General features: G+C 29.2%; 14 protein-coding genes. 9 read left to right on the top strand and 5 right to left on the bottom strand.

Annotation, left to right across the window (positions count from 1 at the left end; translation table 11 throughout):
- Positions 1–47: 47 nt before the first annotated feature.
- The 3 genes from lipA (at position 48) to SY27_RS04805 (ending at position 4,520) form a co-directional block, all read left to right on the top strand.
- Entirely contained in the window at positions 48–923 is an 876-nt protein-coding gene (lipA, locus tag SY27_RS04815) for a lipoyl synthase (protein WP_045967732.1), read from the top strand.
- 288 nt (positions 924–1,211) lie between these two features.
- On the top strand, positions 1,212–2,207 hold the full coding sequence (gene gap / locus SY27_RS04810) for a type I glyceraldehyde-3-phosphate dehydrogenase (protein WP_045967730.1): 996 nt from the start codon (positions 1,212–1,214) through the stop codon (positions 2,205–2,207).
- A gap of 177 nt (positions 2,208–2,384) precedes the next feature.
- Positions 2,385–4,520, top strand: a complete 2,136-nt coding sequence (locus tag SY27_RS04805; RefSeq protein WP_235270894.1) for an ATP-binding protein — start codon at positions 2,385–2,387, stop codon at positions 4,518–4,520.
- Here the strand turns inward: SY27_RS04805 and SY27_RS04800 are convergent.
- Positions 4,504–5,316 (bottom strand): purine-nucleoside phosphorylase, encoded by an 813-nt coding sequence (locus SY27_RS04800; RefSeq protein WP_045967726.1) that lies wholly within the window; start codon positions 5,314–5,316, stop codon positions 4,504–4,506. The two genes, SY27_RS04805 and SY27_RS04800, sit on opposite strands and share 17 nt — an antisense overlap.
- The gene (gene lpxK / locus SY27_RS04795) at positions 5,288–6,295 is read right to left on the bottom strand and encodes a tetraacyldisaccharide 4'-kinase (RefSeq protein ID WP_045967725.1); all 1,008 of its coding nucleotides are present in this window, start codon (positions 6,293–6,295) and stop codon (positions 5,288–5,290) included. Before lpxK ends, SY27_RS04800 begins: the two co-directional genes overlap by 29 nt.
- A gap of 45 nt (positions 6,296–6,340) precedes the next feature.
- On the opposite strand from lpxK, the gene SY27_RS04790 reads away from it, so the two are divergent.
- The 6 genes from SY27_RS04790 (at position 6,341) to SY27_RS04765 (ending at position 11,915) form a co-directional block, all read left to right on the top strand.
- Positions 6,341–7,435 (top strand): Nif3-like dinuclear metal center hexameric protein, encoded by a 1,095-nt coding sequence (locus SY27_RS04790; RefSeq protein ID WP_045967723.1) that lies wholly within the window; start codon positions 6,341–6,343, stop codon positions 7,433–7,435.
- 1 nt (position 7,436) lies between these two features.
- The gene (locus tag SY27_RS04785) at positions 7,437–8,216 is read left to right on the top strand and encodes a zinc ribbon domain-containing protein (protein WP_045967721.1); all 780 of its coding nucleotides are present in this window, start codon (positions 7,437–7,439) and stop codon (positions 8,214–8,216) included.
- A gap of 103 nt (positions 8,217–8,319) precedes the next feature.
- A complete protein-coding gene (rluF, locus tag SY27_RS04780) occupies positions 8,320–9,111 on the top strand; it encodes a 23S rRNA pseudouridine(2604) synthase RluF (protein ID WP_045967719.1) in 792 nt (263 codons plus the stop codon).
- Between the two features lie 84 nt (positions 9,112–9,195).
- Complete coding sequence (locus SY27_RS04775) at positions 9,196–10,062, top strand: cyclopropane-fatty-acyl-phospholipid synthase family protein (protein ID WP_045967718.1); 867 nt, start codon at positions 9,196–9,198, stop codon at positions 10,060–10,062.
- A 186-nt stretch (positions 10,063–10,248) separates the two neighbouring features.
- A complete protein-coding gene (locus SY27_RS04770) occupies positions 10,249–11,589 on the top strand; it encodes a DEAD/DEAH box helicase (RefSeq protein WP_045967716.1) in 1,341 nt (446 codons plus the stop codon).
- A gap of 143 nt (positions 11,590–11,732) precedes the next feature.
- Positions 11,733–11,915: a hypothetical protein gene (locus SY27_RS04765; RefSeq protein WP_045967714.1), complete on the top strand. Its 183-nt coding sequence runs from the start codon at positions 11,733–11,735 to the stop codon at positions 11,913–11,915.
- Between the two features lie 422 nt (positions 11,916–12,337).
- Here SY27_RS04765 and SY27_RS04760 read toward each other — a convergent pair whose 3' ends face one another.
- The 3 genes from SY27_RS04760 to rpoC all read right to left on the bottom strand — a co-directional run bounded on the left by SY27_RS04760 (position 12,338) and on the right by rpoC (position 17,616).
- Positions 12,338–12,874: a GNAT family N-acetyltransferase gene (locus SY27_RS04760; RefSeq protein WP_235270892.1), complete on the bottom strand. Its 537-nt coding sequence runs from the start codon at positions 12,872–12,874 to the stop codon at positions 12,338–12,340.
- A 57-nt stretch (positions 12,875–12,931) separates the two neighbouring features.
- A complete protein-coding gene (locus SY27_RS04755) occupies positions 12,932–13,243 on the bottom strand; it encodes a DUF3467 domain-containing protein (protein WP_045967712.1) in 312 nt (103 codons plus the stop codon).
- A 74-nt stretch (positions 13,244–13,317) separates the two neighbouring features.
- A complete protein-coding gene (gene rpoC, locus SY27_RS04750) occupies positions 13,318–17,616 on the bottom strand; it encodes a DNA-directed RNA polymerase subunit beta' (protein ID WP_045967710.1) in 4,299 nt (1,432 codons plus the stop codon).
- Positions 17,617–17,626: the final 10 nt, after the last annotated feature.

Here is a 17,626-nt window from a genome sequence, read left to right as displayed (position 1 = left end):
TTTTGTTTTATCAAATCTCACTATCTTTGTGATTCAAAATTATTTTTATGAATACTGTTACTGAGAATGTTTTTCCTCCAAGAGAACCAAAACCAAAGTGGCTGAGAGTAAAGTTACCTACAGGAAAAAATTATACAGAATTAAGAGGATTAGTTGACAAATACAAATTAAATACAATTTGTGCTTCTGGTAGTTGCCCAAATATGGGAGAATGTTGGGGAGAAGGAACCGCTACTTTTATGATATTAGGAAATATCTGTACTCGTTCATGCGGATTTTGTGGTGTAAAAACAGGTCGACCAGAAACGGTTGATTGGGACGAACCTGAAAAAGTGGCACGCTCTATAAAGTTAATGAACATTAAACATGCCGTTATTACAAGTGTAGACAGAGATGATTTAAAAGATATGGGATCTATTATTTGGGCTGAAACAGTTAAAGCTATTCGAAGAATGAACCCAAACACTACTTTAGAAACTCTAATTCCTGATTTCCAGGGAAACACTAGAAATTTAGATCGTATTATTGAAGTAGCTCCAGAAGTAGTCTCTCATAATATGGAAACTGTAAAACAACTAACAAGAGAAGTAAGAATACAAGCTAAATATGAAAAAAGTTTAGAAGTTTTACGTTATTTAAAAGAACAAGGCATTAAAAGAACTAAATCTGGTATTATGTTAGGTTTAGGAGAAAAAGAAGAAGAAGTAATTCAAACTCTACACGATTTAAGAGCTGCAAATGTTGATATTGTAACAATAGGTCAATATTTACAACCTAGTAAAAAACATTTGCCTGTAAAAGAATACATTACTCCTGATCAGTTTGAAAAATATGAAAAAATAGGTAAAGAATTAGGATTTAGACATGTTGAAAGTGGGGCTTTAGTGCGCTCTTCTTACCATGCTGAAAAACATATTCATTAAAAACCATATAAAGTTAGCAGTTATTAACTAGAAACTATTACTTTATTAAAACCAAAAACTCCATAACTATTAATTTATGGAGTTTTTTATTATCTATACTTTATCGTTTTTAACAACAACCAAAACTTCTTCATTGAATTATATTTCAAATAATCATTATTCTTTTTCAAATAATCACATAACTTAAATAAATCTTAAAATTTAATAATACAATCAAATTATATTCCTTATCTATCTATCAAAAATAATAAATTCCTTACTTTTATACTCTAATTTTTCTTTAAAAAAATGACAAGAATTGCTATTAATGGTTTTGGAAGAATTGGTAGAAATTTATTTCGCCTTTTGCTTAACCATCCTTCAATTGAAGTTATTGCAATAAACGATATTGCAGACAACAAAACGATGAGTCATCTAATAAAATATGACAGTATTCATGGTGTGTTACAATCAAAAACAAGTTATAATGATACTTCTATTATAATAGATGATAAAGAATATTTATTCTATCACGAAAAAGATATTAAAAATTTAGATTGGAAATCCTTAAATATAGACATTGTAATTGAAGCTACAGGAAAATTCAAAACTTGGGACACTTTAAATCAACATATTTCATCTGGAGCAAAAAAAGTAATTCTATCTGTTCCTCCTGAAGATGATAAAATAAAAACAGTGGTTTTAGGAGTAAATGAAAGCATTTTAGACGGTTCTGAAGTTATCATTTCAAATGCAAGTTGCACAACAAACAATGCAGCACCTATGATAAAAGTAATTCAAGAACTATGCGAAATTGAACAAGCTTATATTACAACTGTACACTCTTACACCACCGATCAAAGTTTACACGATCAACCTCATAAAGATTTAAGAAGAGCTAGAGGTGCTTCTCAGTCTATTGTTCCTACAACAACTGGTGCAGCAAAAGCATTATCTAAAATTTTTCCAGAACTAGAAGGTAAAATTGGAGGATGTGGTATTCGTGTTCCTGTTCCTGATGGTTCATTAACTGATATCACTTTTAATGTAAAAAGAAAAGTAAGTATTGAAGAAATAAACAATGCTTTTAAACAAGCCTCAATTACAAATTTAAAAGGAATATTAGACTATACAGAAGATCCAATTGTTTCAGTAGATATAATAGGAAACAGAAATTCTTGTCTTTTCGACGCACAATTAACATCTGTAATAGACAAAATGATAAAAGTTGTAGGTTGGTATGATAATGAAATCGGATATTCATCACGATTAATAGACTTGATTCTCTTTGTATCCAAAAAATAATCTTATAATTAAAATACGTAAAATCAATTAACTATAATTAAAATATAACATTAGAAAAAAATATATATTTTTGTTAACAATCGCTAAATCTCAAAATCAATTTCATTTATAATGAGAAACTTATTACTTGTTTTTTTATTTTTCTGCTCAATAAGTTACTCTCAGTCACTTTTAAAATTGACTACTGAAATAAATGATAGTATTGATTATTATTTAGAAGTTGCATCATTCAACAAAGAAGATAAACGCTATTTTAACAAAGCCATAATTTATATTGACAAAGCCATAGATTATGCCAAGAAACATGGAGAATATTCTAAACTTCCAGACTGTTATTTAGTTTTAGGTGGAGTTTATTATGATTTAGGAAAACCTGATACTGCAATTGAAAACTTCATAAGAAGTATTAATCTATATAAAAAAAATGTTCCTAGTGCAAACTTAGCTTTAGCTTATTATAGTTTAGGAAAATGTTACTTAGAAAAGAACAAAATAGATCTTGCTGAAATCTATTTTAATAAATCTTCTGAAATCTACGGGGCATTAAATTTTTCAGACGCAATTGAATTAATCAACATTCAAAAAGGAATTATCCAGAAAAACAAAGAAAAATATGACGAAGCTATTTCTATTTTTAGCTCTGTAATTAGCTCCATTTCTAATGAATCTTTTTTTGACACAAAAGTAGAAGCTTATTATCAAATAGGTGAAATTGAAAACCTAAAAAACAACACTAATAATGCAATTGATTTTTTCGAAAATGCATTAATTATGAATTATAATCATTCTAAAAATATTCAACTCCAAAAGAAAATTCTTAGACAATTAAGTAATACCTATAAAAAAAACAATCAACTTGATAAATCTCAAATTTATTTAGAAAGATATGTTTCTATTGCAGATTCTTTAGATAACTTTTACAATCATTCATTATCTGAAAACACATTTGATAGAATTCAGTTTGACAAACAATTAAAAACAATTGAGCAATTAGACAAAGAGAAAAAAAGTCAACAAAAAACGCTTCGTTTTTCAAAACTAATAAGTATTTTAAGTATCGCATTAATTTCTATTTTATCGCTACTTAGTTTGTCTTTATACAAAAACAATAAAATTAGAATTAGCACAAATAAATTATTAAAAGAAAAAAACAAAGAATTAACCATAGAAAAAGAAAGAGCTGAAAGAGCAAGTAAAGCTAGAGCTGAGTTCTTAGCAACCGTAAGTCATGAACTTAGAACACCTTTAAACGCTATAAATGGCATTGCATATATTCTGCTTAATGAAAAACCAAAAGCAACTCAACTAAATTATTTAAAATCATTAGAATTTTCAGGAAAATATTTACTTACATTTATTAATGATATTCTTGAAATTAACAGACTTGAATCTGACAAAGTATTAGTTGAAAAAATAAATTTTAATTTAATTGATTTAGTCGAAAATATTAAAACCTCTTTTAATGAATTTATTATTGAAAATAATATTAATTTCCACCTTAAGATAGACAAAGATATCCCTCCTTACACTATTGGTGATCCTACAAAAATTTCACAGATTTTAATTAACTTAGTTAACAATGCTATTAAGTTTAGTAAGAATGGAGATGTTTGGTTAACCATTCAAAAAATAAAAGAATCTAAAAATCAAATCGTACTTTCTTTTGAAATAAAAGATAATGGAATTGGTATTCCAAAAGATAAACAAAAAAGTATTTTTGACAGCTTTAGTCAAGGATCTGTAGAAATTAATCGCACTTATGGTGGAACTGGCTTAGGATTATCCATTGTAAAGAAAATTTTAGAAATTTTAGGTAGCGATATTATACTTGAAAGTGATGTTAACAAAGGAACTAGCTTACAATTTAATTTAACTTTTGACAAGGGTGAAATCATTGAAAAGAAAGAAGCGTTACAAGAAAGTGAAAATTTACCCACAAAAAAAACTATAAAAATTTTATTAGTTGAAGACAACAAAATAAATCAAATGATAACCAAAAAAATGCTAGAACAAAAAGGTATATTTTCAGTTATCATTGATAATGGAGAAGAAGCTATTGAACATTTAAAAACAAACACTTATGATTTGGTTTTAATGGATGTTCACTTACCTGGCATAAATGGAACAGAAGCTACCTCTGAAATTAGAAGTTTTGACACTACTACACCCATAATTGCCCTCACAGCAATATCATTAAATGAGAATAGGGAAATGCTGCTTTCTTACGGCATGAATGAAGTAATCACAAAACCATTTGTTCCTGAAGAATTTTACACTATTCTATTTAACTTTTTATCTAATACTGAAGAATAAAATTTTTAATTAGGCTTCTCACATGTGGTTCTGCTTTTTTTGCAGCTTCTAAAACCTCTTCATGATTTACTTCTTCAATACTTTCCTCATTACCCATATCTGTAATTACAGAAATTCCTAAACAATCCATGTTCATATGCTTTGCTACAATAACCTCTGGAACAGTAGACATTCCTACGCAATCAGCTCCAATATTTTTAACCATCTTATATTCAGCTAATGTTTCAAATGTAGGTCCTTGTAACCCTAAATAAACACCTTCTTTAACCTCTATTTCATTATCTTTTGCAATATTTTTTATTTTAGCAATCATATCTTTTGAATATGGTTCACTCATATTTACAAATCTTGGCCCAAAACGCTCATCATTATGCCCACGCAATGGATGTTCTGGCATCATATTTATATGATCCTTTATTATCATAACATCGCCTACTTTAAAAGATGCATTTACACCACCAGAAGCATTTGAAACAATTAATTTTTCTATTCCTAATAATTTCATAACTCGCACAGGAAACGTAACTTCTTTCATATCATAACCTTCATAATAATGAAATCGTCCTTGCATAGCCATTACTTTTTTAGAATCAATAGTTCCGAATAATAACGCTCCTTTATGTCCTTTAACAGTAGAAACAGGGAAATTTGGAATTTCACTATAGGAAACTGAAAATTCAACCTTAATATCATTGGCAAATCCTCCTAAACCAGAACCCAAAATAACTCCATACTCTGGAGCAAAATGTGTTATACCTTTCAAATAATTAACCGTTTCTTGTGCCTTTTCCCACATATTCTTTTATTTTACTATTAAAATTATTTTCGTTTTCAATTATTCTACTCTTAATAGGCAAATAAAATAATTGATTATTTAAAAATTTACCTTTTAGTCTAACAAAGTCTTTTTCAGTAGTAATAATTTTTTTATTACTAGCTAACTTTTTTATTCTTTTTATATCTTGATCAGAAAAATTATGATGGTCTGGAAAAACCATTTTTTCATCTTCTTCATTCCCTAAGAAATCAAAAAACAAATCGGGTTTAGCAATACCTGCCAAAAGCAACTTTGGCTCTTTTAAATCTTCGATTTTTATTACCTCATTTTCAGCATACATATATTCATCATATTCAATTGTACTAAAGAAAACAGGACAATTAACATTTAACTGTCTCTTTATATTCTCCTGTGTAAGTTCGGAAATTAGTGAAGGACATTTAGTGACAATTATCATATTTGCCCTTTTTTTTCCTAATGAAGGTTCTCTTAAATTACCAAAAGGGAGAATAAAATCATTACAAAACAAATCATCATAAGTCGTTAATAGAATATAAAATCCTGCTTTTACTTTTCTATGTTGAAAAGCATCATCTAACAAAATCACATCCGGACTATATTTTAACAATTCTGTAATTCCATTTCTTCTATTAGCATCAACAGCAACCAAAACCCCAGGAAATTTAGAATAAAATTGAAAAGGCTCATCTCCTAAAATTCTAGCAGAAGTATTTTCATTAGCTAAAACAAAACCTTTTGATTCTCTTTTATAACCTCTACTTAGTGTAGCTACCTTATACTCTCTTAACAAGCGTATTAAGTACTCAATTTGAGGTGTCTTTCCTGTTCCTCCTACACTTAAATTTCCAACAGCAATTATTGGAATATTAAAAGTATGACTTCTAAAAATGCTAATATCATACAAAAAATTTCGAATGAATGTTACTATCCAGTAAATGAATGCTAGTGGGAAAAGTATTTTTCTTAAAAAAACCATAGCACGAAAGTAGCAATTTTTTATCTTTGAAGTAAATTTCTATACATGAAACTTTTCGAAATACTTCCTATACTTGAAGAACTCGCTCCATTAGCATATGCAGAAGATTTTGATAATGTAGGCTTACTCGTTGGCAATCAAAACGAAACAATAAAAGGAATATTAGTTTGTCATGATGCATTAGAAAATGTAATTGATGAAGCCATTTCAAAGAAATGCAACCTTGTAGTTTGCTTCCACCCTATCCTTTTTAGTGGATTAAAAAAAATTACAGGTAAAAACTATATAGAGAGAGCGATTATAAAAGCCATTAAAAATGATATTTCAATTTATGCTATTCACACGGCACTTGATAATCATCAAAATGGTGTCAATAAAATTTTCAGTGATGCTCTAGGTTTACAAAACACTAAGATTCTTATTCCAAAAGAAAATTATATCAAAAAATTAGTTACTTATACTGTTCCTGAAAATGCTACACAACTAAGAAATGCATTATTTGAAGCTGGAGCAGGAAAAATAGGTAACTATGAAAATTGTAGTTTTAACAGTCGAGGAATCGGCACTTATTTAGGAAATGAAAATAGCAACCCTGAAATAGGAAACAAATTTGAATTTATAGAAAATATAGAAACTAAAATTGAAGTTACTTTTGAAAAGCATTTAGAATCTAAAATTCTAAAAACATTATTCAGCAATCATATTTATGAAGAAGTTGCATATGAAATTTATTCATTAAACAATAAACATCAAAATATTGGTTTAGGAATGATAGGAGAATTATCTCAACCAATGAATGAAAGCGATTTTCTATCTTTTGTAAAAACAAAAATGCAGTGTGGAGGCATTAGACATAGTGCTTTTACAAACAAATCTATAAAAAAAGTAGCTGTTTTAGGTGGTTCGGGAAGTTTTGCAACAAAAGCAGCTTTACAAGCTGGTGCAGATGCTTTTTTAACTTCAGATTTAAAATATCATCAATTTTATGAAGCAGAAGGAAGACTTCTTTTAGCCGATATTGGTCATTTTGAGAGCGAAAGATTTACAAAAAATTATATTGTTGATTATCTTAAAGAAAAAATCACTAATTTTGCAATCGTTTTATCAGAAGAAAATACAAATCCTGTTCAATACTTTTAATATGGCAAACAAAAAAGAACTTAGCGTAGAAGATAAATTAAGAGCACTTTATGCTTTACAGCTGGTTGACTCTAAGATTGATGAAATACGTAATGTTAGAGGAGAACTACCTCTTGAGGTTGAAGATTTAGAGGACGAAGTTGCCGGTCTAAGCACTCGTTTAGATAAATTAAAATCAGATTTAGAAGCTATCGATGTTCAAATTAAAGAAAAGAAAAATGCAATCGATGAGCACAAAACAAGCATAAAAAAATACTTAGATCAACAAAAAAATGTTCGCAACAATAGAGAATTTAACTCTTTAACAAAAGAAGTTGAGTTTCAAGAACTAGAAATTCAATTAGCTGAAAAGCATATTAAAGAAATGAAAGCCTCTATTGAACATAAAAAAGAAGTTCTTGGTCAAACTAAAGAAAAATTAGATTCTAAGCAACATCACTTAAAACACAAAAAGGCTGAACTTAGTGATATTATGGCTGAAACTGAAAAAGAAGAAAACTTCTTAATCGGAAAATCAGAAGAGTTTCAAGAAAAAATTGAAGATCGTTTACTAGCAGCATACACAAGAATTAGAACAAGTGTTAGAAATGGTTTAGCAGTTGTTTCTATTGAGCGTGGTGCTTCTGCGGGTTCATTTTTCACAATTCCACCACAAACACAAATGGAAATTGCTGGACGTAAAAAAATCTTAACAGATGAACACAGTGGTAGAATATTAGTAGATAATATACTAGCTGAAGAAGTAAAAGATGAAATGGAGAAATTATTTGCAAAATTGTAATTATAGATTCCATTCAAAATAAATATAAATCCTGAAAATACTTTCAGGATTTTTTTATAACACTACGTTAACTTTTAAAATTCATAATTCCTATCTTTGCAACATGGAAGAAGAAAAATTAGTTCGTATTAATAAATTTTTATCAGAATCAGGTTATTGTTCACGTAGAGAAGCCGATCGTTTAATAGACCAAGGTCGTGTAACTATAAATGGAATTGTTCCAGAAATGGGAACAAAAATAGGTCCAAACGATGAAGTGCGAGTAAACGGACAATTGATTCAAGAAAAAACAGATAATCGAATTTATCTTGCTTTCAATAAACCTGTAGGCATTGAATGTACTACAAATCCTGATATAAGAGATAATGTTGTTTCTTATATTAATTATTCTGAGCGTATTTTTCCTATTGGTCGATTAGACAAAGCTAGTGAAGGTCTTTTATTGTTAACCAATGATGGCGATATTGTAAATAAAATTTTACGTGCAAGAAACAATCACGAAAAAGAATATATTGTAACAGTTAATAAAACAATTACTGATCGTTTTATTCAACGCATGGCAAATGGAATTCCTATTTTAGATACTATTACTAAAAAGTGTAAAGTAGAACAAGTAAGTAAAAATACTTTTAGAATTATTTTAACACAGGGATTAAATCGTCAAATTCGTAGAATGTGCGAATACCTAGATTATGAAGTAGAAGCGCTAAAACGTACTCGAATAATGAATATTTCATTAGATATACCTGTTGGACAACATCGTTTACTTACATCGAAAGAAATGACCGATTTAAATAATTTAATTGTGCAGTCTAGTAAAACCGAAGAAGCTAGTCTACCAAGTAATAAAAGTAAATTTACTGGCAAAAGAAATTATGATGACAGGAATAGGTAATAGTTATACTATTTCTGTTTTTTTTTTAAAAACACTTGATTTATCACTAAAAATTCGCACTCAGAACTTTCTATTATTAAAAATATGAAAAACAAATATTTTAGATATTTATGGTATTCATTATCATCAAAACAAAGATTTATTATAAGAAAAATATATTATTATCCAATAGATTTTTTTGATAAAATAAGAGGTAATAGACATAAATATGTTCCCTCAAGAGGGGATATTTATACAGGTTCAGCATCAAATTCTCAAAATTTTATTAAACAAAGTAATCATCAATTGCATCTATTAGTAGATGAAATCGATTTAAAACCAAATGATACTGTTTTAGATATAGGAAGTGGCATAGGAAGAACAGCAATATCCCTAACTAATTATTTAAACTCTAATGGAAAATACGAAGGGTTTGACGTTGTTAAAAGTGGTGTAGATTGGTGCAATTCAAAAATTGGTAAAGATTTTTCAAATTTTAATTTTACTTATATTCCTATATTTAATGATCTATATAATGACTCCTATTTAAAAGCAGAAGATTTTATATTCCCATATGAAAAAGGAACATTTGATAAAATTTTTTCTTTCTCAGTTTTTACTCATATGCAAATTAATGAAATCCAAAATTATTTTAAACAAATAAATAAAGTTCTTAAAGATGATGGAATTGCATTTTCAACTTTTTTTCTATACGATAACTACAATGAAGATTACATATCTAAAAGAGAAAAATTCAGTTTTCCAGTTAAAGGAAATGGTTTTAGATTAATGAATAATCAGGTTAAATCAGGAAATATAGCAATTCATAAAGAAAAATTGAATAAAATGATGGATGATGAAAATTTAATGATAACTAATATTATTGATGGTTTTTGGAAAGAAAATCAAAAGAAAACAAAAACTATTGAGTATCAAGATATAGTTATTTTTAAAAAAAAGAGTAATTTATAGATTTAAAGCCACTTATTCAAAAATTAAACATAATCCAGAAATTAGAATATATTAAACTCTTGAACATAAATATAATGGATTAATTATAAAACCTAAATACTTGGAAAAACACACTCCTTTTAAGCCTGAAACTAAAATATAAATTTATAAACACCTGCTTTTCAAAATAACAAACCCCATAAAAAGATGTCAAATCAATTTTCCAAGTTAGGAATTACTGCACCAATACTAAAAAGCTTAGTCGATTTAGAAATCGCTACACCAACAGAGATTCAAGAAAAAACAATTCCCATTTTATTAAATAAAGCAGATGATTTTGTTGGCTTGGCAAAAACAGGTACTGGAAAAACGGCTGCTTTTGGATTACCCTTATTACAATTAATAAAATCGGATAATCAAAATATTCAAGTGGTAATTTTAGTCCCAACAAGAGAATTAGGACATCAAATATTTAGTAACATGGAAACATTTGCTAAATATTTACCCGAAGTTTCTATTGCTGCAACTTGTGGAGGAATTCCTATTAAGCCACAAATTGAACGCTTATCAAAGCCTACACATATTGTGATTGCTACACCAGGTCGTTTAATTGATTTAATTAAACGAAATGCTATAAATATTAAAGAAGCAAAATATTTAGTATTAGATGAAGCTGATGAAATGATAACCGCTTTAAAAGAAGGTTTAGACGAAATTATAGTAGCACTACCAAAAAGCAGAAGAACATTATTGTTTTCTGCAACAATGCCAAGTACAATTAAGCAATTAATTCAAAACTACATGTCTAAACACGTTACGCAAGTAAGTGCTGATATGAAAACTATAGGAAATAATAGTATTGACCATCAATATCTAGTAGTAGATCCTATTGAAAAATTAAATATTCTAATGCATTTCCTAACTTCAAGAGAAGGGCAACGTGGCATTATTTTTTGCAAAACAAAAGCAGCCGTTAATAAACTAGCTAAAAATTTAGCAATTAACCGTTTCTCTTCAGGTGCATTACATGGTAGTTTAACACAACCTATTCGTGATCGTATAATGGAACAATTTCGTGAAGGACATATTAACATTTTAGTTGCTACTGATTTAGCTGCAAGAGGAATAGATGTAAAAGAAGTGTCATATGTAGTTAATTATCATTTACCAGATGTTTATGAAGCGTATGTACATAGAAGTGGAAGAACAGCTAGAGCTGGAGCAAATGGTTTATCGTTGACTATTTTACAAAAAGAAGAAATTGTTGAACTAGCTGATTTTCAAAAAGAGTTAGGAATTACTTTTACCGAATTTAAAAAGCCAGATAATCAAAGCATTGAGGATAATAATGTTTTTTTATGGGCTAAACAAATTTTCAAAACGAAACCAAATAATGAAATTTCTCCTGTTTTAAAAGATAAAATTAAAACAGTTTTCCATCATTTAACTAAAGATGAATTGATTGAAAAAATGTTGGCCAATCATTTATTACAAAATAAAAATGAAGTTCTCATAAAAGCCAAAACACCAGTTAGAAAGAAAAAATAAATCGTAATAAAACTAATTTTATCCTAAAATTAAAAAGGGAAAAACACCTAATAGAAAGGGTTTAAGAACCTTATAAGTATTTAATTTTAAAACTGATCTTTACCAAGAGTAAAAAACAAATAGTTTAACGTAAAATAAAAAAAATGAAAAGAGAAGTAACTATTAAAGAGTCAGAAGATAAAATTTTTCTATTAATTGAAAAAGATTATTTTAAAAGAGTTAAGGAAGGAAGAAGATTTTGGGGTTGGGGAAAACACAAATTAAAATGCCGATATTTTATTTTTGGAATCCCTGTTAAAGAAAATTGTAACAACTGTTGGGGTTAAAAATCAAAAGCCATCAAATTCACACTTGATGGCTTTCTTTCTAATTATACTTTATTATAACTTTTATTTAGTAATCCTACTAATTCATTTTTGGTATATGCTTTCAATCTCACCCATTTATCATCATCTTGTCAAAATTTTAAAATACTAAATATTTTATCGGATACCATAATTAAATCTAAAAACATCTCATAATAAGTTTACTATGAGATGTTAAAAAGTTAGTAAATCTCAATATTATCCTTGATACTCGTCATTATTTGGATTTAATTGATTTGCATGATTGTCTAAATCTGCTTGTGTGTACTCATAATCTTTACTTAAAGCCATAATTATAATATTTAATGTTAATATTTAAACAAAAATAGATTTAATTTGAATAATGTTAATGGAAATATTCGACGATAGTAAAAAATCTTAGTTTAAGATATAATTTTTATTTCCATAACATAGTCGTCCATTATATAATTATTTCCTATATCTATAACTTCATCTTTTACAATAGAGAAACCTAATTTTTCATAAAATGATTTAGCATTATTATACTTATTCACATTAAGAAAAATAGCTTCTTGATTAGCTTCTAAAGCTTTTTCTTTTACTAGTTCGTACAATTTCTTTCCAATTCCTGTACCTTGTGTTTCTGGTAGCACGTAAATTTTATGAATTTTTGCTTTATTAGGCATGCTATTTAATTCATAAGACACAAACCCTAGCGGCTTTTCTAATTCATCTTCTACAAGATAAAAAACATGCTTTTTAATTTCTATTTGCCCTTGTAGCGCCTCTATAGAATAAAATGCATCAAGCATATAATACAATTGTTCTTCACTTAAGATATCCTTATAAGCTATTGGCCAAATAGCATAAGCTAACTCTTTTACTTTGTTTAATTCGTCTCCTTTAATTTCTCTAATCATAATAATAAAAAATGCATACTGTAAATTTACAATATGCATTTTTATTTAACCTTCAATAATTCTAAAAAAAACGTATCTATAAAAATTTTAATAGAATTAAGCTTGTCCAGTTGGTCCAAAATTTAAAGGAATATGTGGTTGTTCGCCTTCTTCAATTTTCCCGTGTGCAACTTCAAATCTTTGTATATTTTCACCTAATGCTTTTAATAGTCTTTTTGCATGTTGTGGAGTTAATACTATTCTCGATTTTACTTTTGCTTTTGGCACACCTGGCATTATTGCAATAAAATCTAAAACAAATTCACTATTTGAATGATTAATAATAGCTAAATTAGAATAAATTCCTTCAGCTATTTTTTCATCTAATTCAATATTAATTTGTCCTTGTTGGTTATTATTATTTTCCATAATTTAATGATTTAAAAAAACCTAACAGAAATATCTGTTAGGTTTTTAGTTATGTATAAAACAACTTTCAATGACTAGTAATTAAATTCTTCTTTAGCAGCCATCAATTCGTTGTATTCTTCTTTAGATCCAACTATTGTATTGTCATATTCTCTCATACCTGTTCCAGCAGGGATTCTATGTCCTACAATAACATTTTCTTTTAAGCCTTCTAATGTATCTATTTTCCCTGCAACAGCAGCTTCATTTAATACTTTAGTAGTCTCTTGGAACGATGCAGCAGAAATAAATGATTTCGTTTGTAACGATGCTCTTGTAATACCCTGAAGTACTGGAGTAGCAGTTGCAGTAACAACATCTCTAGCTTCCACTAAATTTCTATCATCTCTTTTAAGTAATGAATTTTCATCACGTAATTGACGAGGTGTAACAATTTGTCCTTCTTTTAAGTTTACAGAATCTCCAGCAGATTCTATTACTTTCATTCCATATAGTTTATCATTTTCAACGATAAAGTCTCTTGTATGAGCTAATTGATCCTCTAAGAATAGAGTATCTCCTGGATCAACGATTCTAACTTTACGCATCATTTGACGAATTACTACTTCAAAGTGCTTATCATTAATTTTTACCCCTTGTAAACGATATACTTCTTGAATTTCATTTACCAAATACTGTTGAACAGCAGATGGTCCTTTAATTCTTAAAATATCTTCTGGAGTAATTGCTCCATCAGATAAAGGAGTTCCCGCTTTAACGTAATCATTTTCTTGAACTAAAATTTGATTAGAAAGTTTAACTAAATATTTCTTTACTTCACCAAATTTAGATTCAATTGCCAACTCACGGTTACCTCTTTTAATTTTACCGAATGTAACAACACCATCAATCTCAGATACAACTGCAGGATTAGAAGGATTACGAGCTTCTAACAACTCTGTAATTCTTGGTAAACCTCCTGTAATATCACTTGATTTAGAAGAACGACGAGGAATCTTCACAAGAATTTTTCCTGCTTTAATTTTTTCTCCTTCATCAACCATAAGGTGAGCTCCAACTGGTAAGTTATAAGAACGAATTAATTCTCCGTCTTTTCCATAAATATGTAAAGTTGGAATTAATTTTTTATTACGTGCTTCAGAAACTACTTTTTCTTGGAAACCTGTTTGCTCATCTATTTCAACTAAGAAAGTTTCACCTTGCTTAATATCTTCATATTCAACTTTACCTGTAAATTCAGAAATAATAACTCCATTATATGGATCCCATTTACATATCAATGATCCTTTATCTACGATTTCACCATCTTTAACAAAGATGTTAGAACCGTAAGGAATATTGTGAGTATTTAGAATAATTCCTGTTTTCTCGTCAATTAATTTTAACTCTGTTGAACGAGAGATCACGATATCAGCTGTATTACCTTCTGAATCTTCTCCTTTTACAGTTTTTAAATCTTCTATTTCTAAACGTCCTTTAAATTTAGTAACAATACTAGACTCTTCTGATAAACCTCCAGCAACCCCTCCAACGTGGAAAGTACGAAGTGTTAACTGTGTACCTGGCTCACCAATTGATTGAGCAGCAATTACACCAACAGCTTCACCTTTCTGAGTCATTTTTCCAGTCGCTAGGTTTCTACCATAACATTTAGCACAAATACCTTTTTCTGCTTCACATGTTAAAGGAGAACGAACTTCAACTTTTTCGATAGGAGAAGCATCAATTTTCTTAACAATAGATTCAGTAATTTGCTCACCTGCATGAACTAATACTTCAGAAGTTAAAGGATCTACAATATCTTGAAGTGTTACACGTCCTAGAATTCTTTCTCCTAATGTTTCAACAATTTCTTCGTTTTTCTTCAAAGCAGAAACTTCAATACCTCTTAAAGTACCACAATCAACAGAATTTACAATAACATCTTGAGATACATCATGTAATCTTCTTGTTAAGTATCCTGCATCGGCAGTTTTAAGAGCCGTATCCGCAAGACCTTTACGAGCACCGTGAGTAGAGATAAAGTATTCAAGAATTGAAAGTCCTTCTTTAAAGTTAGAAAGAATAGGGTTTTCAATAATTTCACCACCACCAGCAGTTGATTTTTTAGGTTTTGCCATCAAACCACGCATACCAGTTAACTGACGAATTTGCTCTTTAGATCCCCTTGCTCCAGAATCAAGCATCATAAACACAGAGTTAAATCCTTGTTGATCTTCTCTAATATTTTTCATTGCCAATTCTGTAAGTTCAGCATTTGCAGAAGTCCATATATCAATAACTTGGTTATAACGCTCATTATTTGTAATAAGACCCATGTTATAATTCAATGAAATTGCATCTACTTGAACACGTGCATCAGCGATCAATTTTCCTTTTTGATCTGGAATTCTAATATCTCCTAATGAGAATGATAAACCACCTTGGAAGGCAAATTTATATCCCATATTCTTCATATTATCTAAGAACGCAGCTGTTGTTGGAACATCTGTAACTCCTAAAATTCTACCAATAATATCACGAAGTGATTTTTTAGTCAATACCTCATTAATGAATCCTGCAGCTTCTGGCACAACTTCATTAAACAAGACTCTACCAGCGGTAGTTTGAATAATTTTGTTAACCAATTCTCCTTCTTCATTAAAGTCTTTAGCTCTTACTTTAATACGAGCATTTAATTCAACTTTACCTTCATTAATTGCAATATTAACTTCTTCAGCAGAATAGAAAGTTAATCCTTCTCCTAGAATTTTCTTTTCTGGAGTAGATAAACGTTCTTTAGTCATATAATACAATCCAAGAACCATGTCCTGAGAAGGTACCGTAATAGGAGCCCCATTAGCAGGGTTAAGGATATTATGTGACGCTAACATTAATAATTGTGCTTCAAGAATTGCCTCTGGTCCTAAAGGTAAGTGAACTGCCATCTGGTCACCATCGAAATCGGCATTAAAAGCCGTACATACTAATGGGTGTAACTGGATTGCTTTCCCTTCAATTAATTTAGGTTGGAATGCTTGAATACCTAAACGGTGAAGAGTAGGAGCACGATTCAATAATACTGGATGTCCTTTAATTACATTTTCAAGAATATCCCATACTACTGGTTCTTTTTTATCTATAATTTTCTTTGCAGATTTTACTGTTTTAACAATTCCTCTTTCGATTAATTTACGAATAACGAATGGTTTGTATAATTCTGCTGCCATATCCTTAGGGATACCACATTCAAATAATCTTAATTCAGGTCCAACAACGATTACCGAACGAGCAGAATAATCTACACGTTTACCTAATAAGTTTTGACGGAAACGTCCTTGTTTACCTTTTAACGAATCTGATAAAGATTTTAATGGTCTATTAGATTCTGTTTTAACCGCAGAAGCTTTTCTTGTATTATCAAATAATGAGTCTACTGCTTCTTGAAGCATACGTTTCTCATTACGTAAGATAACTTCTGGAGCTTTAATTTCCATTAATCTTTTTAAACGATTATTACGGATGATAACTCTTCTGTATAAATCATTCAAATCTGAAGTTGCGAAACGACCTCCATCAAGTGGTACTAATGGACGTAATTCAGGTGGAATAACAGGAATTACTTTTAAAATCATCCATTCAGGAAGATTTTCTCTATTTTTATTTGCTTCACGGAAAGATTCAACTACATTTAAACGTTTTAACGCTTCTGTTTTACGTTGTTTTGAAGTTTCATTATTTGCAGCGTGACGCAATTGGAATGACAAAGTATCTAAATCAATACGTGACAATAAGTCCATAATACATTCTGCGCCCATTTTAGCGATGAATTTATTTGGATCTGTATCATCTAAATATTGATTTTCCATTGGAAGCGTATCTAATATGTTTAAATACTCTTCTTCTGTTAAGAAATCTAATTTATTTAAAGTTTCTCCTTCTAAACCTTGTGCAATACCTGGTTGAATTACTACATATCTTTCGTAGTAAATTATCATATCTAATTTTTTAGAAGGTAAACCAAGAATGTAACCAATTTTATTTGGTAACGAACGGAAATACCATATATGAGCAATAGGTACAACAAGATTAATATGTCCTACTCTATCTCTACGAACTTTTTTCTCTGTAACTTCAACACCACAACGATCACAAACAATGCCCTTGTAACGTATTCTTTTATACTTTCCACAAGCACATTCGTAATCTTTTACTGGACCGAAAATACGTTCACAGAAAAGACCATCTCTTTCTGGTTTGTGAGTACGATAGTTTATAGTTTCAGGCTTTAAAACCTCTCCTCTTGACTCTGCCAAGATAGATTCTGGTGAAGCTAATCCTATCGTAATTCTGTTAAATCTTTTAACGGTGTTTTTATCTTTTAATCTTGTCATGATATGAATA

This window comes from Flavobacterium sp. 316 (genome assembly GCF_000967805.1).
In the GTDB taxonomy this organism is placed as follows: Bacteria; Bacteroidota; Bacteroidia; order Flavobacteriales; family Flavobacteriaceae; genus Flavobacterium; species Flavobacterium sediminilitoris.
The sequence above is the reverse complement of the archived record's forward strand: the minus strand, read 5'-3'. Positions and strand labels throughout refer to the sequence as shown.